The 17,554-nt window shown below is 75.9% G+C and carries 14 protein-coding genes; 4 read left to right on the forward strand and 10 right to left on the reverse strand.

The features are described 5' to 3' along the window. Both ABZ885_RS16345 and ABZ885_RS16350 read left to right on the forward strand, forming a co-directional pair. Window positions 1-848, forward strand: an 848-nt coding sequence (locus tag ABZ885_RS16345) for a helix-turn-helix transcriptional regulator (RefSeq protein ID WP_360188202.1), incomplete at its 5' end; no start/stop codon positions are given. Further along, window positions 839-2,611, forward strand: a complete 1,773-nt coding sequence (locus ABZ885_RS16350; protein ID WP_360188204.1) for an AMP-binding protein — start codon at window positions 839-841, stop codon at window positions 2,609-2,611. The genes ABZ885_RS16345 and ABZ885_RS16350, both read left to right, overlap by 10 nt. A gap of 24 nt (window positions 2,612-2,635) precedes the next feature. On the opposite strand, the gene ABZ885_RS16355 is transcribed toward ABZ885_RS16350, so the two are convergent. From ABZ885_RS16355 to ABZ885_RS16365, 3 genes are all read right to left on the reverse strand, one after another. Then, entirely contained in the window at window positions 2,636-3,589 is a 954-nt protein-coding gene (locus tag ABZ885_RS16355; RefSeq protein ID WP_360188206.1) for a polyprenyl synthetase family protein, read from the reverse strand. 186 nt (window positions 3,590-3,775) lie between these two features. Next, on the reverse strand, window positions 3,776-6,487 hold the full coding sequence (locus ABZ885_RS16360; RefSeq protein ID WP_360188208.1) for an AAA family ATPase: 2,712 nt from the start codon (window positions 6,485-6,487) through the stop codon (window positions 3,776-3,778). Window positions 6,488-6,717: 230 nt separating this feature from the next. Further along, the gene (locus ABZ885_RS16365; RefSeq protein ID WP_360188210.1) at window positions 6,718-7,551 is read right to left on the reverse strand and encodes a metallophosphoesterase; all 834 of its coding nucleotides are present in this window, start codon (window positions 7,549-7,551) and stop codon (window positions 6,718-6,720) included. 256 nt (window positions 7,552-7,807) lie between these two features. On the opposite strand from ABZ885_RS16365, the gene ABZ885_RS16370 reads away from it, so the two are divergent. Next, complete coding sequence (locus tag ABZ885_RS16370) at window positions 7,808-8,515, forward strand: 4'-phosphopantetheinyl transferase superfamily protein (protein WP_360188212.1); 708 nt, start codon at window positions 7,808-7,810, stop codon at window positions 8,513-8,515. A 98-nt stretch (window positions 8,516-8,613) separates the two neighbouring features. On the opposite strand, the gene ABZ885_RS16375 is transcribed toward ABZ885_RS16370, so the two are convergent. Further along, on the reverse strand, window positions 8,614-8,889 hold the full coding sequence (locus ABZ885_RS16375) for a hypothetical protein (RefSeq protein ID WP_360188214.1): 276 nt from the start codon (window positions 8,887-8,889) through the stop codon (window positions 8,614-8,616). Window positions 8,890-9,065: 176 nt separating this feature from the next. Here ABZ885_RS16375 and ABZ885_RS16380 point away from each other — a divergent pair, with 176 nt between their 5' ends. Further along, the gene (locus tag ABZ885_RS16380) at window positions 9,066-10,136 is read left to right on the forward strand and encodes a helix-turn-helix transcriptional regulator (protein WP_360188215.1); all 1,071 of its coding nucleotides are present in this window, start codon (window positions 9,066-9,068) and stop codon (window positions 10,134-10,136) included. A 17-nt stretch (window positions 10,137-10,153) separates the two neighbouring features. Here ABZ885_RS16380 and ABZ885_RS16385 read toward each other — a convergent pair whose 3' ends face one another. The 6 genes from ABZ885_RS16385 to ABZ885_RS16410 are packed head-to-tail and all read right to left on the reverse strand — an operon-like array spanning window position 10,154 to window position 17,546. Next, window positions 10,154-11,017 (reverse strand): 4'-phosphopantetheinyl transferase superfamily protein, encoded by an 864-nt coding sequence (locus ABZ885_RS16385; protein WP_360188217.1) that lies wholly within the window; start codon window positions 11,015-11,017, stop codon window positions 10,154-10,156. After that, a complete protein-coding gene (locus ABZ885_RS16390; protein ID WP_360188219.1) occupies window positions 11,014-11,253 on the reverse strand; it encodes an acyl carrier protein in 240 nt (79 codons plus the stop codon). Before ABZ885_RS16390 ends, ABZ885_RS16385 begins: the two co-directional genes overlap by 4 nt. Beyond that, the gene (locus ABZ885_RS16395) at window positions 11,246-13,147 is read right to left on the reverse strand and encodes an HAD-IIIC family phosphatase (protein ID WP_360188221.1); all 1,902 of its coding nucleotides are present in this window, start codon (window positions 13,145-13,147) and stop codon (window positions 11,246-11,248) included. The genes ABZ885_RS16390 and ABZ885_RS16395 overlap by 8 nt, the downstream gene beginning before the upstream one ends. An 8-nt stretch (window positions 13,148-13,155) precedes the next feature. Beyond that, window positions 13,156-14,187, reverse strand: a complete 1,032-nt coding sequence (locus tag ABZ885_RS16400) for a 3-oxoacyl-ACP synthase III family protein (RefSeq protein WP_360188223.1) — start codon at window positions 14,185-14,187, stop codon at window positions 13,156-13,158. A gap of 27 nt (window positions 14,188-14,214) precedes the next feature. After that, window positions 14,215-17,259 (reverse strand): beta-ketoacyl synthase N-terminal-like domain-containing protein, encoded by a 3,045-nt coding sequence (locus tag ABZ885_RS16405; protein ID WP_360188224.1) that lies wholly within the window; start codon window positions 17,257-17,259, stop codon window positions 14,215-14,217. After that, a complete protein-coding gene (locus ABZ885_RS16410; RefSeq protein ID WP_360188226.1) occupies window positions 17,259-17,546 on the reverse strand; it encodes an acyl carrier protein in 288 nt (95 codons plus the stop codon). The genes ABZ885_RS16405 and ABZ885_RS16410 overlap by 1 nt, the downstream gene beginning before the upstream one ends. Window positions 17,547-17,554: the final 8 nt, after the last annotated feature.

A 17,554-nucleotide genomic window follows, 5' to 3' on the forward strand; every position in this document is an offset into this window, starting at 1 on the left:
GGCTCGGCGCCGCACTGCTGCGGCTCGGCGACCACGCCGCCGCCGAGGCCGCGCTCGCCCCCGCCCGCGAGGTGCTCGTCTCGCTGGGCGCCGCGCACCTGGCCGCCGAGGCCACCGTCGAACTGGCCCGGGTGCTGCGCGCCCGGGGCGAACAGCGCAAGGCCGCCGGCCTGCTGGAGGAGGGCCTGGCCGCGCACCGCCGGCTGCGGCACAGCCGGGGCGTCGCCGACGCCCTGCGCGAGCGCGCGGCCGCCGCCGCGGAGGCGGGCGACCCGGCGGCGGCGGACGGCGCGCTGCGGGAGAGCCTGCGGGTCGCCGACGAGCTCGGCGAGCGGACCGAACTACCGGGCACGCTGGAGCAGTTCGCCCTGCTGCTGGCCCGCACCGCCGCGCACCAGCAGCCCCGGGCGCTCCGGCTGTCCGCCGCCGCCGAGGCGCAGCGGCGGGCGCTCGGCAGCCGCCCGGACGAGGCGCGGCGGGCGGAGCTGGCGGAGCTGACCGCCACGCTGCGCGCCCGGCTGAGCCCGGCGGACTTCGCCACCGCCCGGGACGAGGGCCGCCGGCTCACCCCGGCCGGTGCGGTGCTGGAGGCGCTCGCCGCCCCCGTACCCGCGGCCGGGGCCGGTCCTGACGGTCCCGGCGGTCCCGACGGGCCCGCGCGGCAGCCGCTGACGCCGCGGCAGGTGCAGGTCGCGATGCTGATCGCCGAGGGGCTGACCAACCGGCAGATCGCGGCCCGGCTGAAGATCTCGGAGTGGACGGTGGTCAACCACGTGCGCGAGGTGATGCGCCGGCTCGGCTGCACCTCCCGGGTGCAGGTCGCCTGGTCGGTGGGCCGATGGCCGTGACCGGGGACCGGCGGCCGGACCGGTCCCCGCCGCCCGCGCAGGACCCGGGGCAGGCGCCGGCCCCCGGGGCGTCGGCCGCGATCCGCCCGCCGGAGGACGTGGCCGCCCGGTTCCGCGCGGCCGGGTGGTGGCGTGACGAGACCTTCCTGCACGACCTGTACCGGACGGCCGCGCTCGACCCCGAACGGCCCGCGATCGTCGCCCACCGCCGTCACCGGGCCGCCGGGCACCGCACGGTCACCATCGGCTACGGCCGGCTGGCGCACACGGTCGACCGGTTCGCGGCCGCGCTGCGCTCGCTCGGGCTCGCCGAGGGCGACCCGGTCGCCGTCCAGCTGCCCAGCCGGTGGGAGACCGCCGCCCTGGTGCTGGCCTGCCTGCGGGCCGGCACCCCGGCCGTCCCGGTGCTCCCGGCCGTGCGGGCGCACGGGCTGGAGCGGATCCTGGCCGCCTCCCGGGCCCGGGTGTGCGTGGTGCCCGACCGGTGGGAGGGCTTCGAGCACGCGGAGGCCCTGGCCGAGATGGCCCCGCGGCTGCCCTGGCTGCGCCAGCGGGTCGTCCTGGGGGACGCCGCGGCGACCGGGGCGCTGGACTTCCACGGATACTTCCGGCGCGTCCCGCACGAGCGCGGGCGCCACGGCGAGGGCCTGGGGGCGGACGCCGGCCGGGCCGACCGGATCGGCCTGATGGTCACGGTGATGGGCCTGGGCGACCGCTACGCCACCACCCTGCACACCCCCAACACCCTCTACGCGAACATCGTCCCCCGCCGCCCGGCCGCCGGTCCGGGGCCGGAGCGCGGCGAGGTGATCTACTCCTCGCTGCCGCTCACCTCGCTGGCCTCGCTGCTGTTCACCGTCTACTGGCCGGTCGCGCTCGGCGGCACCGCCGTCTTCCAGGACGTCTGGGACCCGAACACCTGCCTGGACCTGATGGCCGAGGCCGGAGTCACCCTGGCGTACGCGGGGCCGGACCACTGGTCGGAGGTGCTGTCGGCGCAGCGGGAGCGGCCCCGGCCGCTGGAGTCGCTGAACCTGGCGCTGTCCGGCGGGCGCACCCGCACCTCCGCGCCGCTGCTGGCCGAGCTTCCGACGGCCCTCGGCGCGCCGGTGCACGCGGTGTGGGGGTCGCCGGAGGTGGGCCTGGGCACGGTCGCCCGCGGCGAGACGCCCGCCGAGCGCGCCGGCGAGAGCGACGGGCGCCCGCTGCCGGGGCTGGAGCTCTCCGTCCTGCCGGGCGCGGCCTGTCCGGCGGGCGCGCGGGAGCCGGCTCCGCTGCTGGTGCGCGGGCCTTCGGTGGCCGTGGCGGTGTGGCGGCACGGCGACCCGGCCCCGGTCGTCCCCTGGGAGCAGGACGGCTGGCTGGACACCGGGGACCTGGGCCGTGCGGACGGCCTCGGCGGGGTCGAGGTGCTGGCCCGGGCCGGCGAGCGGGCGGGCGCCATCTTCATGGTGCCGACGGCGGAGGTCGAGGAGGCCCTGCTGACCCACCCCCGGGTGGCGGAGGCGGCGGTCGTCGACTACCTGCACCAGGAGCACGGGGAGCTGCCGTGCGCGGTGGTCGTCCCGACGACGGAGGCGGAGCCGCCCGGCCTGGTCGAGCTGCGCGAGCACCTCGCGGCCCGGGGCGTCGGCGCGGGCTTCCTGCCCACCCGGCTGGAGCTGGCCCGGGCGCTGCCCCGGGACGACCGCGGCGACGTCCGCAAGGAGGCCCTGCGCAGCTGGCTCACCACCCTCCGCCCGGGCACCCCGCGCACGCTCTGAGCCCGGACGGGCCGGAGGCCCCGGTCAGGCCCGGGTGGAGGCCAGGCGGGTGGCCAGGGCGGTGAGTTCGGTGCGCCAGAGCTGGGAGAACGGGGCGGCGGCGACGATCCGGCGGGTGCGGCCGAGCAGGTGGGCGATGGTGCGCTCGGCGCGGTCGCGGTCCTCCGCGACCAGGAGCACGTCCCGCAGCAGGTCGCCGTACCAGTCGCGGTCCCCGCCGCCGCTGAGGAAGCCGCGCACCCGCCAGGCGGCGTGCAGCAGGCGGGCGTAGTCCTGGTAGACCACCGCGAGGTCGCCGCGGCCCGCCAGGGCGGCGCCCATCAGCAGCGGGTGCTGGAGCGCGTACCAGCCGCTGCCGCAGCCGCGGGCGCAGCCGACGAGGCAGCCGGCCGGCCACGGGTCTGCCAGGTAGCGGCTGGAGAGCGCGGAGTCGACGTAGCTGCCGCCCAGCCGGCCGATCCGCAGGTCGTGCCAGACCTGCCGGGCGGCGTCCGGCAGGTCGGCGGCGAGCCGGTCGGCGAGGGCCGTCGCCAGGTCGCCGACGAGGGAGGCCATGCCGACGCCGAACCCGCGGGCGTCGCCGCCCCAGCCGTTGCGCTCGTGCTCGGCGGCGTGCCGGACATGCAGGGTGGGGGCGCCGTGCCGCAGCAGGGCGTTCTCCCGGACGTCACGACGGATCAGGTAGCAGGTGTCGAGGAGTTCGAGGGCGACCGCCGCATCGACGGCGGGCCCGTCCGCCGGGTCGCCGCCGGCCGCGAGGTAGCCGGTGAGTAGGACGGTGGGCCGGATCCGCTCGCCGCCGGCGGTGATCACGTCCGCGAGGGCCTCCACCATGCCCGCGGCGCGGGGGTCGACGGCCCGGCACCGGGCCTGCTCGGCGTGCAGCAGGCCGCGCATCCGCTCCTCGACCCGGGCCAGCATGTCGGTGCGCAGCACCTCGGGCAGGACCGCGTCCGGTGGCATGGGCTGCGTCGTCATGGCGTCTCCGTGGGTAGGCGCGGCATCGCACCGAGCCTCTCCGGCAGACGGCTGGTTCGGCAACGGCGGCGGGCGCGGGCCCGGGGATTTCCCCGGCCGGCGCACCGTGACCGACTGATTCCTATCATCCCCGGCGCGGTGTGTTCACCGGATTGCCAGACTCCTGCCATGCGGTTCGCCGAACCGTCACACCCGGCCACCCGAGCCGAGCAGGTGGAGCTCGGCGGGCAGCTCCTGACGGCGGGTGATGTTGAGCTTGCGGTAGACCCGGGTGAGGTGCTGCTCGACGGTGCTGACGGTGATGTAGAGCTTCATCGCGATCTCGCGGTTGGTGTGGCCGTGCACCGCGAGCATCGCCACCCGCTTCTCCGAGTCGCTGAGCCTGGCGTGGAGTTCGGCGAGGTCGACGCCGCCGGACCGGGTGTCCTCGGACGGTCCGCCGGCCTGGCCGAGGCCGGGGGCGATCTGCTCGCAGAGGGCGTCGGCGCCGCACTCCTTGGCGAACTGCCAGGCCCGCCGGTCGACCATGTCGGCCCGGTTGCCGTCGCCGAGTTCCTTCAGCACCCGGGCGAAGTCGGCCAGCGCCCGGGCGAGTTCGTAGCGGTCCTCGGAGTCGTGCAGGTCGTCGACCGCGCGGGCGAGCAGTGCGTGCCGCTCGCGGGGCTCGCACAGCGACGCCCGCACGCGCAGGGTGAGGCCGGAGATCCACGGGTGGGCGGCGTCCCGGTGGGCGAGCTGGTCGGCGAGGAAGCGGGTGGCCTGCGGGGCCTCGCCGAGCCGGATCAGCGCCTCGGCCGCGCCGGTGCGCCAGGGCATCAGCAGCGGCCGGTCCAGGCCCCAGCGCTTGAGGCTGCGGCCGATGTCGAGGAAGTCGCCGAGTGCGGCGTGGAAGCGGTGGGTGGCGAGGTGGTACTGGCCGCGGGCGCGGAGGTAGGCGATGCCGTGGATGCTGCCGGCCAGGCCCTCGGGCAGCGGGCGGCCGAGTTCGCGGGCGGCGGTGTCGTGGCGGCCGGCCGCGGTGGCGGCGCGGATCAGGGTGGCCGCCACGCCCCCGGCGAAGGCGCTGCCGCCGCGTTCCGGCAGCAGGTCCAGGGCGGCCTCGGCCTGCTGCTGGGCGCCGGTCAGGTCGCCCTGCCGCAGCAGGGCCTCGGCGTGCAGGGCGGTGAAGGCGGTCTGCCAGCCGGGGGCGCCGCGCCGGACGGCCTCCTCCACGAACACCTGACACCAGGGCAGCACCCGGGACGGGCCGTCGGTGGCCAGCAGGGCCCGGATGGCCTGCACGATCGGGGCGGCGGTGCCGGCGCCGAGGGTGGCGCCGCGCAGGAAGGTCTCGGCCGCGACGGCGGCCACGCCGTCCGCCGCGTACTCGGGGATCGCCCACAGGGTGGCGGGGGCCGGGATCCGGGCCGGCTGCGGTTCGCCGGTCCGGGTGCCCGTGCCCGGCTGGGCCGGGCCGGCCCACCAGGGGAAGGCCGAGAGGCCGTCGAGCGGGTCGGCGCCGCGGCCGAGCCGGGCGGGCCGGCCGGTGCGTTCGGCCTCGCGGCCGGCGGCCAGCCGCTCCAGGGCCTGGCCGGCCTCGTCGATCCGGCCCTGCTCGGTGAGCAGCCGGGCGAGCGGTCCGAGCCGGGCGGGGCCGAGCCGGCCGGCCTGCAGGGTCTCCAGCGGTCCGGCGAGGCCGCGCTCGGCGGCGCTGGGGTTGGTCCGCCAGGTGATGGCGGCGAGCTTGGTGCGGAACTGGGCGCGCTGCCCGTCGTCGGCCCGGCCGCGGCAGGCGAGTTCGAGGCAGGCGGCGGCCCGGCCGGTCGCGCCGTCGGCGAGCAGCTGCTCGGCGGCGGTGGCGAGCACCGTCACCGCCCACGGCAGGTCGGTGGGGCCGACGGCAAGCAGCTGGGCGGCCACGGCGGCGGTCGGGGCGCCGTCGCGGTGGGCGAGTTCGGCGGCGCGGCGGTGCAGGGCAATCCGGTCCTCCGGGTCCATCCGGTCGAGCACCGCCTGGCGGGCGACGGCGTGGCGGAAGCGGTAGCCGTCCAGGATGCCGGCCGCGTCGAGGGCGGCACTGCCCCGGACGACCGCGCCGTCGGTGCTGCCGAGCAGGCGGACGGCGAGCGGGCGGGAGCCGAGCTCGCCGAGGACGGCGAGCACCTCGGCGAGGCGGCGCGCGGCCGGGCCGCAGCGGTGCAGGCAGGCGAGGACGGCCTGGGTGAAGGCGCCGCCGAGCTCGGGGGCGTGGCCGCCGGCCCGGTGCTCCTCGAACAGGGCGCGCAGCAGCAGCGGGTTGCCGCCGGCGGCGTCGGTGGCCGGCGGGGTCCTGCCGTCGGCCGCCTCGGCGGCGGCCAGCCGGGCCACCGCCTCGGGGCGCAGCCGCTCGGCCCGGATCCGGACGAAGCTGCGCTGGCGCAGCAGTTCGGTGCCGTAGACGGGGTCGTCGCCGCGCTCGTGGACCGACTCGGTGCAGACCAGCAGGACGCGGGCGGCCCGGGTGCGGCGGACCAGGTGGAGCAGGTACTGGCAGGAGAGGTCGTCGATGTGGTGCAGGTCGTCGACGCAGATGACCACCGGAGCGGTCTCGGCGAGCCGGTGCACGGCGGCGCACAGGGACTGCATCACGTCGATCCGGGACGGGTCCGGTGCGGCGGCCGGGTCGGGCAGGGTCCCGGCCGGGGCGGCGGCGAGCAACTGGCCGAGCACGCCCAGCGGGAGGCCGTGTTCGACGGCGGTGCCGATGGCGCGCAGCACCACGGCGCCGGAGGCGGCGGCGCGTTCGGCGACCGTCTCGACGAGTTCGCTCTTCCCGCAGCCGACCGCGCCCTCGATCAGGACGACTCCGGGCTTTCCCTGCAGGCAGTCCGCGAGCGCGGAGTCCAGTACGGCCAGTTCTCGTTCACGGTCGATCAGCACTTCAGGGCCCCCGGCTTCGTCCGCGTCGCGGTCAGCGCGCCCGCCTCACGGCGATCGCCGGAACGTCGCGGGCACGGTAGAGACTTGCCACCCGGACATCGATCCGCCGGCGGTTTTGAGTCTAAGCAGCACGGACCGCCCGGCCGGGGGGCCGGATGCCGACCGGAAGTTGCACGGCAACAACTTCCCTGACGCCGGAGCAGGTGCCGGGCGGGGGCGGTCCGGCGGCCTCACCGGGCCCGGAAGATCGGGCGGGGGACGTCCCGGGGGCGGGTCCGGGCCCGCCACTCGCGCGGGTAGCCGACCGACACCTCCTCGAACCGGACGCCGTCGTGCCAGCTGGTGCGGGGCACGTGCAGGTGGCCGTAGACGGTGGCGGCCGCGCGGAACCTGAGGTGCCAGTCGGCGGTGCGCTCGGTGCCGCACCACTGGGCGAACTCGGGGTGGCGCAGGATCCTGGTGGGCTCCCGGACCAGGGGGTAGTGGTTGACCAGGACGGTGCGCAGCTCCGGGTCGCAGTCGGCCAGCCGGCGCTCGCTCTCCGCCACCCGGGCCCGGCACCAGGCGTCCCGGGAGGGGTGCGGGTCGGGGTGCAGCAGGTACTCGTCGGTGCAGACGATGCCGGCCTCGTGCGCCTGGGCGAGGGCCTGCGCCTTGGTCGCCGCGGTGGGGGTGCGGAAGGTGTGGTCGTAGAGGACGAAGAGCGGGGCGATCACCAGGGGTCCGCCCGGACCGCACCAGACCGGGTAGGGGTCCTCGGGGGTGAGGACGCCGAGGGAGCGGCAGAGGTCGACGAGCCGCCGGTAGCGGGCCTCGCCGCGCAGTTGGACGGGATCGCCGGGGGTGGTCCACAGGTCGTGGTTGCCGGGGACCCAGATCACGCGCGCGTAGCGGCCGCTGAGCACGGAGAGCGCCCACTCGACGTCCGGGAAGAGCTCGCCCACGTCGCCGGCGACGACCAGCCAGTCCGCGGCGCTGTCGGGGTGGAGCGCCTCGACGAGCTCGCGGTTCTCCCGGTGCGCCACGTGCAGGTCGCTGATCCCCATGAGCTGTCCGTGCGGCATGGGGCGAGGCTACGGGCCGCGGGGCGCCGGCGGACACCCCTGCCGACCCCTTATGGCAACCGCATGGCAAGCGTGCCGGGGCGGCTGGCAGGGCACCGGCTGGGCGGCGGCGGACAGGGCTCCGGATAGCAGTCGGCTGGGAGGCCGCGGCCGGTGGCGGGGGCCGCGCGGGCGGGCGGGCCGGTGGCGGCTGGCGGCGGCGGGAGCGCCGGAGCGAGGCTGGGGGCACCCCACGTCGAGGTGCTCGGAGGATATCGTGATCAGCACGCTGTTGCCCGCCGCGGCCGTTGCCGTCGAGTCCACCGTCGACCGGGAGATCGCGCTCTTCCCCGAGGAGGCCCACCAGGTCCGCAACGCGGTGGTCGGCCGGCAGCGCGAGTTCACGACGGTCCGCTGGTGCGCGCGCGAGGCGCTCGGCCGGCTGGGCCTGCCCGCGGTGCCGGTCCTGCCCGGCCGCCGGGGCGCGCCGCAGTGGCCGGAGCAGCTGGTGGGCAGCATGACGCACTGCACGGGCTACCGGGCCGCGGTGCTGGCCCCGCGCTCGGAGGTCTCCGCGATCGGCATCGACGCCGAGCCGAACGCGCCGCTGCCGGACCGGGTCCTGGACTCGATCTCGCACCCGGAGGAGCGCGCCTGGATCCAGCGGCTGCGCTGGTCGGCCGCGGACGTGGCCTGGGACCGGCTGCTGTTCAGCATCAAGGAATCCGTCTACAAGACGTGGTACCCGCTGATGGGCCGGGAACTCGGCTTCGAGGACGCCATCGTGACCGTGGATCCGGAGGCGCGGTCGTTCCGGGCCCATCTGCTGCTGGACCGGGAGGTCCGCGCCACCGGTGCACCGACCTGGTTCGACGGGCGGTTCGGGACGTCCGGCGGGGTGCTGCTCACCGCGATCGCCCTGCCGGCCCGTCAGCCCGGGAACCCGGCGGACGCCGGCCGCCACCTGCCGTCGGGCGTCCGGTGACCAGGCCGGCCGGGGGCGCGGTCACTCCGCGCGCCCCCGGCCGGTCCGCCTGTCCGACGGTCGTGTTCCGCCTTGTCCGACGACTGTGTGTCGGAGGATCAGCCCCAGCGGTCGTCGTCCTCGCGCACGACGGTGACCTTGGCGCCGGCGAGGCGGTCGTCGGCGGCCTTGATGAGAAGTTCCTTGTTGAGCCCGAAGTGGTTGCTGTGAACAACGGGCTGTATCGGCGTGGTGATGCCCCAGCGGTCGTCGTCGATGTTGGTGAGACCGGCGCCGGAAGCAGTGGCGTGGCCGAGCCCGAGCAGTGTGGCGACACCCACGGCGAGCAGCGCACTCTTGGCAGCCAGCCGCAGCCTGATGGTCGAGTCCTTCATCGTGATCCCCCAAGCAGTCGGAACAGGTCGGTCAGTCCGGCAAGCAGCGGGCCCCGCAGCCTGTGACGGCTTGCCTCGGGGCCCTACTCTGCCGCGCTGGCATGGCCAGGTCCGAGCGGATCTCGATGGCGTAAAGTTGCATGGCAGGAACTTCGCACTCCGACGGGGGCCTCTGAGTGTTCGGACACCCACAGTTTCAGACCGGATTCGCCGAACTCGACGACCTGAGTGCGAGCGCCTACGGACACGCCGTCGAGTTAGGGCGGTTCGACCGGGAAGCCATCGCCACCCTGCTGAAACTGGACGAAGCCGAGGTCAAGCGCATCGAGCAGGTCCTCCGGCTGATGCACCTGCTGCAGCCCAGGCCCGGCGATCCGAACGTGCTGGCCCCGGTCAGTCCGGACGTCGCGGCCGCCGATCTGGTCGGTCCGGCGGAACACCAGATCCGCGACCTGATGCAAGCGGTCACCGACGTACGTGGCAAGTTGCTGTCACTCACCCCCCTGTACTTCGAGGGACGCCGGCTGCGGAACCGGTTCGAGGCCTTCGACGTGGTCACCGACGTCGACGCGATCCAGAACATGCTCGACCACCTCGGGCAGACCTGCCGCAAGGAGGTGCTCACCGTCCAGCCGGGCGGCGCCCGCCCCTCCACCCTGCTGCCGGCCGCACGGAAGTCCGCCGAGGGCATGCTGGAGCGCGGGGTGCGGATGCACACCATCTACCAGCACACCGCCCGCAGCGACCTCGCGACCAAGGCGTACGTCCGGGACGTCACCGCGCTCGGCGCCGAGATCCGCACCGCGGACCAGGTGATCGACCGGATGCTCATCTACGACCGCGAGACGGTGTTCCTGCCGGTGCGCACCGAGGACGACGAGGAGGCGACCGGCGCCGCCATCGTCCGCGAGCCGACCCTGGTGGCCTTCGTGTGCGCGGTGTTCGAGCACCTGTGGGACAGCGCGACCCCGTTCGTCTACGACACCCCGAAGGCCACGCCGACCACCGACGACCTCAAGCAGTCGATCATCCGGCTGATGGCCCGGGGCTACAAGGACGAGATGGTGGCGCGGCGGCTCGGCATGTCGGTGCGCACCTGCCGGCGTCACATATCCGAGATCACCGAGGAGCTGGAGGCCACCAGCCGCTTCCAGGCCGGGTACAACGTGGCGATGGCGGGCCTGCTGGGGAAGGGGCCGGCGACGGCGGCCGCCGAGCAGCAGCCGCAGCCGGGACCCCCGGGCTGACCCGGTGCCGGGCGGTGTCACGCCCGCCTCCCGCCGCCCCCGTTCCGCAGCGCCCCCTCGATCGCGTCCACGCAGTCCTGGTCGAGCATCGTTGTCATATCCATGTCTCCGATGGTGCCGAAGCCCGCGTCGTACACCGCCACGCTGATGCAGTAGCCGCTGTCCAGCACGAAGGTGTGGAAGCCCCACTCGTCGCCGGTGCCGGTGCTGCCGTCGGGGCGCTGCACCCGGACCGGCCGGCCGTCCGGGCCGAAGCCGAACTCGGTGAAGCTGAACTGCATGCCCTGCCCGATCGCCTTGCTGTAGGCCTCCTTGAGGGTCCACAGCCGCACCAGGGCCGGGTTGCGCTCCTCCTCGGGCTGGGCGGCCAGCGTCACCAGCTCGTACGGGGTGCACACGTGGCGGCCCAGGCCGCGCTGGTACATCGGGCGGTCGGCGCGCTCCGCGTCCACCCCGATCAGGCCGCGGGTGGTGATGCCCACGAGCAGCAGGTCGTCGGTGTGGCTGAGGCTGATGTCCACCTGGTCGCAGCCGCGCAGGTACGGCCGGCCGGTCGGCCCGTACGCCAGCTCCAGGGCGTTCGGGTCGCCGTTCAGGACCGCGCCCGCCGCGAGCTTGAGCAGCACCCTGGACGCCGCGTACCGGTGCCGGACCTCGGGGTGGGCGAGGTCCAGGTAGCGCGACCAGTCCCGGCCGAGCAGCGCGCGCAGTTCGTCCCCGGTCGGCAGGTCGGGCTCCAGGTCGGCGAGGTCGGCGTGGACCACGGCGGTGCCGTACGCGGCCAGGTCGGCGCGCACCGCGTCCCAGACCTCGCCGCGTGCGACCACCTGCATGGGCCGGCCGACGGGCGGCCCGAGCGTGGAGTTTCCGGGGTCGGTCATGCCTGTCGCTCCAGAACTGAGTGGATCTCCGCGAGGCTGCGCGCCTCCAGGACGGCGTGGACGGGGAGCCTGCGGCCGGTCTCCGCCTCCAGCAGGGTGACCAGCCGCAGCAGGTTCATCGAGTCCCAGCCCGGCAGGTCGGCGAGGTCGCGGTCGGCGTCCCCGGCACCGACCGCGAGGTCCAGCTCCTCGCCGACCAGCTGCAGGAACGCCTCCAGGCTGTCGGTCTCACGCATGGGCCGTCCCCTCCACTCGCAGGTCGAGGCGGATGTGACCGGGAGTGTCCGGACACTCCGTCAGGTCGTGGCGGTAGTACACCTGGTCCCCTTCACGGGCGATCTCGGTAAAGCCGAGCGCGGGGTAGAAGTCCCGCGCCCGTCGGTTTCTGGCGGTCGGCCGGTACCGGGCGTCCACGGCGCGCAGCCCGGTGGCGGCGGCGTGGGCCAGCAGGGCGGCGAGGCAGGCCTGCTCGATGCCCCGGGTGAGCACCCGGCAACTGAGCCAGACGTTTTCCAGCAGCAGCCGGTTGTCGGCACGGCGGCCGAGGACCGCGCCGACCAGCCCGTTGGGGCCGAACCGGTCGGCCGACCGGACGGCCAGCACAAGCCGCCCGGGGTCGGCCGCGAGCCGGGCCGGCTCGGCGGGCTGGAGCCGCAGCCCGGTCAGGTTGAACTGGTTGGTGCGCTGGGTGAGCTGGGCCAGCCGCGGGTACTCGTGCGGGGCCGGCGGGGAGACCTCCACGGTGACGCCCAGCCCGGCCAGGAACTCCTCGAACGAGCCGCTGCCCTCGCGCAGCCGGCGCCGCTCCCCCTCCGTCCGGTACTGCGCGGTGCGGTCGCGGTCCTCCTCGGTGAGCCGGGGCACGTCGAACCAGCCGTCCGCGAGCAGCCGTACGGGGTGCAGCGCCGGCTCCTCGTCGAGCGGCAGCACCACGGCCCCCGGCACGCCGTGCCGCACCCGGGCCCGCTCGGCCGGTGAGTCGTCGGCGAAGACCAGGGCATCCGGGGCGAGGCCGAGCGCGTCGGCGATGTCGAGCAGGTGGCCCGCCTTGTCCGACCAGTCGGCGTTCACCCGGACGAAGTCCGGCTCGCGCAGCACCAGGTCGGGGTGGTCGCGGAGCGTCTCCAGCACCTGCGCCCGGTCGTTCTTGCTGCTCACCGCGAGCAGCACGCCCTGGGAGGCGAGCTGGCGGACGTGGCGCTGGAAGCCGCCGAAGGCCTCGCCGCGCAGGGTGCCGGCGGCCGCGACGCCGTCGGGGCCGTCCTCCGCCAGCACCCCGTCCCACAGCGTCTGGTCGAGGTCCAGCACCAGGCACTTGCGGGCCTTCCCGCGCAGGGCGCGGCCCAGGTGGCCGATCTCCCGGGCGTAGGCGGCGAGCAGCGGTCCGGACAGCCGGGCCTTGGCGTAGGCGGCGAGCCGGGGGTCGTGGGCCGGCCCGCCGTCCGCGACGAGCGGGTCCAGGTCGATCACGACCAGCGCCGGGTGCTCCTCGGCCAGCCGCAGCAGCCCGGCGTTGAACTCGCGCCAGACGGCGCCGAGCCGGGCCCGGGAGCGGTGGTCCACCAGCTGGTGGGAGTGGGTGCGCAGCAGGGGCACGGTGTTGAGCACCAGGGTGCCGGCCGAGATCCGCCGGTACTCGGCGGCCAGCCCGGCGAGCCGGCCGAGCACCCGGGCGGCCGCGTCGGCGACGTCCTCGGGCTGCCACGGGGTGGGGACCTCGGCGAACACCGTCTCGGCGTCGAGCAGGCACAGGGCGAGGTCGGGCGCGGCGGGGTGGAGGGGTCCGGCCGGGTCGGTCAGGTCGCGCAGGTAGCCGCCGAAGTCGCCGAGGACCGGGCGCAGCAGCAGCCCGTGCCGGGCGAGTTCGGCGGTGAGCGGGTCGACGAGTTCGCCGACGGTGGACTGTCCGGTGATGGCGACGGTGAGGACGGGGGTGTCCGGGTGGTGCCGCAGGACGGCCTCCGGGCCGGCGCCCGCGAGCAGCCGGCCGGCCCGGCACAGGTCGCCGGTGCGGCGGGCCGGGTCGGCGTCGTCGAGCAGGTCGGCGAGCAGGCCCGGGACCTCGGGGTACGCGGCGGCCAGTCCGCCGTCGGCCCGCAGGGCGCGGAGCCGGTCGAGTGGTGGGGTCACGGGGCGCCTCAAACCTTTTCCAGCGCGAACCCGGTCTTGATCCACTTGCTGGACTCGACCGTCACCCCGATCGCGCGCTGACCCGTCCCGAACTGCGGCAGCAGGCGTTCGAGCTGCAGGAACGGCAGGGCGTTGCCGGTGTTGCCGGTGTCGCTGACGCAGCTGACCTCGTGGGCGGAGGGGACGGCCATGTGCTCGACGATGCGCGCGGTCATCCGCTCGGAGAGCTGCGGCGGCAGCAGGTGGTCGACGTCGGCGGTGCTCCAGCCGACCCGGTCGAGCAGCTCCCAGAAGATCTCCACGGCCATCGCCGGGACGCGCTCCTCGATGGCCTTGTAGTCCTCGGCGAGCATCGGCCGCTCGGAGAGCCGGTCGCTGACGCCGTACCAGTCGACCGTCTGGCCGGCCGGGCGGCCCAGTCCGGCGAAGCTGTTGAGCACGCCGCGCAGCGCGAGCCGCTCGCCGAGCGGCTCGGCGGTGAGCACGGCGGCGCCCGCGCCGTCGCCGAACAGCACGTAGTTGACCAGTTCCTCGGTGGGCATCCGGGCCGGGTCGCGGCGGACGTCCAGGTGGCGCGCGGTCACGTCGCCGCCGAGCACGAGGCCGGCGCCGGCGCCGCCCGCGAGCAGGCTCCGGCCGAGGTCGAGGGTCTGCACGGCGCCGGAGCAGCCGGCCTGGAGCTGGAAGACGGGCAGGTGGTCGAGGCCGAGCCGGTCGGCGACCTGGGTCGCGGTGGTGGGCAGGAGGGTGTCGGGGGTGGCGGTGGAGAGCACCACGAACTCGATGTCGGCGGGCTCCAGCCCGGCCGACTCCAGGGCCCGGGCGCCGGCCTCGGCGCACAGGTCGACGAGGGTCCGCCGGACCTCACCGGTCTCCAGGTCCCAGGCGAAGTATCTGGCCCTGGTGCCGACGAAGATGTCGATCCACTCCTCGCTCACGCCGAGCAGCCTGCCCAGGGTGGTGTTGTCCACCGGCTCGCCGGGCAGGGCGGTACCGACCGCGGCGAGGTGGGCCGCCTTCGCGTCGTCGTTTCGGGTCATGGTGTGCTCCTTCTCCCCTCGTCCGGGCTATGCCGCCCTGGCGGTGACCAGTTCGCCGTAGAGTTCCGCCAGCGAGGTCACCGACCGCAGGGCGGGCAGCAGTTGGTGGATCGAGACCTCGCCGGCCTGCGGCAGCCGGGCCTCGACGGCGTCCTTGAGCTGCATGATCATCACCGAGTCGAAGCCCAGGTCCTCGTAGAACCGGGCCGTCGGCGAGACCAGCTCCGGCGCGTAGCCGCCGACCTCCAGGACGGCCTCGATCACGACCGCGACCACCGGGTCCTCCACCGGCGAGCCCGGCGCAGGCGCCGGCCGTACCGGCGCCGGGCGGTGGGCCGGGGCGGAGTGGTGGGCCGGGGCGGCGTCGTGAACCGGGGCGGCGCGGTGGGCCGGGGCGCAGCCCCAGAAGCGGTTCGCGGTGGCGAAGACGTACGGCCGCAGCCGCTCGGGCGCCGGCAGGTCGGGCGGGTAGAGCGCACTCCACTGCGGGTCGAGCCCGGCCCGGTAGAGCGCGGCCACCACCTCGGCGAGGTCCCGGCCCGTGGCCTCGGGGCCCGGCGACGGGTGCAGGAACTCCGTGCCGGCCGCGCGGCCGGAACGGCCCGCGAGCTGCAGCAGGTGCGGGCGCGGCCCGATCTCCACCAGGTGGGTGGGCGCCACCTCGTCGACCAGCGCGCCGAGCGCGTCGTCGAACAGCACCGGCTCGGCCAGCTGGCCGGCCCAGTAGTCGGCGTCCATCGGGCGGTCGCCGAGCATCCCGCCGTACCGGGTGGAGGCGATCGGCAGCTGCGGCACGCCCGGGCGGACGGCCTCGGCCGCCGTCCGGAAGGCCTCGACGGCCGGGGCCATGCGCGGCGAGTGGAACGCGTGCGAGACCTCCATCCGGGAGGTGCGGACGCCGCTCCCGGCCAGCTCCCGCTCGGCGTGTTCCAGGGCGGCGACCGGGCCGGAGAGCACCACGTCGGCGGGGCCGTTGACCGCCGCGACCGTGAGCTCGGGCCGGTCGGCGAGCAGCCCGGCCAGGCCGGCGGGCGCGGACCGGACCGTCAGCATGCCGCCGCCGGCCGGCAGCTGCTGCATCAGGGAGGCGCGGGTGGCGACCAGTTCGGCGGCCCGGCCGAGGTCGAGCACGCCGGCGAGCACCGCCGCCGCGAACTCGCCGACGCTGTGCCCGATCACGGCCGCGGGCTGCACGCCCAGCTCGCCGAGGGTGGCGGCCAGCGCGTAGCCGACCGCGAACAGGGCCGGCTGGGCGGGGCCGGTCTCCCGGACGGCCTCGTCGCCACGCAGCACGAGGTCCCGGATCGAGCCGCCGACGTATGGGGCCAGGGCCGCGTCCGCCTCGGCCAGGTGGCGCCGGTAGACGGCGGACTCCCGGTGCAGCCCGGCCGTCATCGCCGGGAACTGGCTGCCCTGGCCGGTGAACAGGAAGGCCACCACGGGCTTGGTCCACGGCCGCTGGGCGTGCCCGCCGGTGCCGTCCTCGGCGGCCCGGCGCAGCCGGCCGGCCAGCTCCTCGGTGTCGCGGGCGGTGACGGCGTACCGGTACGGCAGCCCGGTCTTCACCCGGTTGCTGCTCCGGCACAGCGCCGTCGCGCTGCCGCGCGGGCGCCGGGCGATCGCCTCGGCCTGGGCGGCGAGGTTGCGGCCGAGCCCCTCCGGGCTGTCGGCGGTCATCGTGAACACGCCGGCCGCGCCGTTCTGCCGGGTCCCGGCCCGTGCGGCGGTGCGGGGTGCGGAGGCGAGGACGGCGTGCGCGTTGGTGCCGCCCATGCCGAAGCTGCTGACCCCGGCCGTCACCGGTCCCGGCGGCAGCCGCAGCGGGGACTTGAGGAGCCGCAGCCCCCGCTCGGAGAGCCGCAGCCGGGGGTTCTCGCGGTCGGCGAAGCGGCTGGCCGGGACGATCCGGTGGTGCAGGGCCAGCACCGTCTTGATCAGCCCGGCGATCCCGGCGGCGCCCTCGGTGTGCCCGAGGTTCCCCTTCACCGAGCCGATCGCGCACGGCCGTTCGCGCTCCACCCCGTGCACCGCGCCCAGCGCCGCGCACTCGATCGCGTCGCCCAGCGCGGTGCCGGTGCCGTGCGCCTCCAGGAAGGAGATCTCCCCGGGCGTCACCCCGGCCCGCCGGTAGGCCGCCTGGAGCACCTTCTGCTGCGACCAGCGGTTGGGCGCCGTGACGCCGTTGCTGCGGCCGTCCTGGTTGACGGCGGTGCCCTTGATCACGGCGTAGACCCGCTGGCCGTCCGCCACCGCGTCGGCCAGCCGGCGCAGCACGACCAGGCCCACGCCGTCGCTGCGGCCGATGCCGTCGGCGTCGGCGCTGAACGGCTTGCAGCGGCCGTCGGGCGAGGCCAGCCCGAGCTGGCTGTAGACCAGCCCGAGCGCCGGGGTGAGCAGCAGGTTCACGCCCCCGGCGAGCGCGGTGTCGCACTCGCCGGACAGCAGGGCGTTGCCGGCCAGGTGGACGGCGACCAGCGAGGAGGAGCAGGCGGTGTCCACCGCCAGGCTCGGCCCGGTCAGGTTGAGGTGGTACGAGATGCGGTTCGCCGTCATGCCGGCGCTGCTGCCGGCGCCGAGCTGCGGGCTGACCTGCGCGGGGTCGGCCATCCGCAGCCGGCCCCACTCGCCGCCCATCACCCCGACGAACACCCCGGTGTCGGTGCCGGCCAGGTCGGCGGGCGAGCGGCCGGAGTCCTCCAGGGCCCGCCAGGCGCACTGCAGCAGTAGCCGCTGCTGCGGGTCCATGGCGGCGGCCTCGCGCGGGGCCAGCGCGAAGAAGTCGTTGTCGAAGCGGTCGACGTCGGCGAGGAAGCCGCCGCGCAGCAGCGCCGTCCGGTGTGCGTCGCGCACGGCGGCGGGCAGGTCGTCGGCGGTCCAGCGGCTCTCCGGCACCTCGCCGACGGCCTCCCCGCCGCGCATCAGCAGGTCCCAGTAGGCGTCCGCTCCGACGGCGGAGGGGAAGGCGCAGTCCAGCCCGACGACGGCGAGGTCCCGGTCGTGCTCCGGCGGCGGTCCGGGCTGCGGGTCCGGGGCCGCCTGGTCCGGCCGGGCCGCCTGGTCGTGCCCGGCCATCAGTACCGTCCGCGCAGCGCGTCCGGCTGCTCGACGAGGTGGGCGGTGAGGCTCTCCAGGGTCGGGTGGTCCCAGATCAGGGTCGGCTCCACCTCCAGGCCGAACTCGTCCTCCAGGTCGCCGCAGAGGCTGAGCGCGCCGACCGAGTCCAGGCCGTACTCGGCGAGCGGGACGCCGGGGTCGATGCTCTCGGCCGGCCGCTTGAGGTAGAGGGAGATCCGGTCGAGCAGCCAGCCGTGCGGGACCAGGCCCGGCCGCGCGGCGTCCCGGCTGGTGGAAGCGGTCATTGCTGAAC

The sequence above is a fragment of the Kitasatospora sp. NPDC047058 genome, from assembly GCF_040643935.1.
Lineage (GTDB): Bacteria > Actinomycetota > Actinomycetes > Streptomycetales > Streptomycetaceae > Kitasatospora.

Bases quoted from the DNA above. Each gene is read 5' to 3' on its own strand.
- ABZ885_RS16350 (WP_360188204.1), top strand. From the start codon at position 839: ATGGCCGTGACCGGGGACCGGCGGCCGGACCGGTCCCCGCCGCCCGCG.
- ABZ885_RS16355 (WP_360188206.1), bottom strand. From the start codon at position 3,589: ATGACGACGCAGCCCATGCCACCGGACGCGGTCCTGCCCGAGGTGCTG.
- ABZ885_RS16365 (WP_360188210.1), bottom strand. From the start codon at position 7,551: ATGCCGCACGGACAGCTCATGGGGATCAGCGACCTGCACGTGGCGCAC.
- ABZ885_RS16375 (WP_360188214.1), bottom strand. From the start codon at position 8,889: ATGAAGGACTCGACCATCAGGCTGCGGCTGGCTGCCAAGAGTGCGCTG.
- ABZ885_RS16385 (WP_360188217.1), bottom strand. From the start codon at position 11,017: ATGACCGACCCCGGAAACTCCACGCTCGGGCCGCCCGTCGGCCGGCCC.
- ABZ885_RS16390 (WP_360188219.1), bottom strand. From the start codon at position 11,253: ATGCGTGAGACCGACAGCCTGGAGGCGTTCCTGCAGCTGGTCGGCGAG.
- ABZ885_RS16400 (WP_360188223.1), bottom strand. From the start codon at position 14,187: ATGACCCGAAACGACGACGCGAAGGCGGCCCACCTCGCCGCGGTCGGT.
- ABZ885_RS16405 (WP_360188224.1), bottom strand. From the start codon at position 17,259: ATGGCCGGGCACGACCAGGCGGCCCGGCCGGACCAGGCGGCCCCGGAC.
- ABZ885_RS16410 (WP_360188226.1), bottom strand. From the start codon at position 17,546: ATGACCGCTTCCACCAGCCGGGACGCCGCGCGGCCGGGCCTGGTCCCG.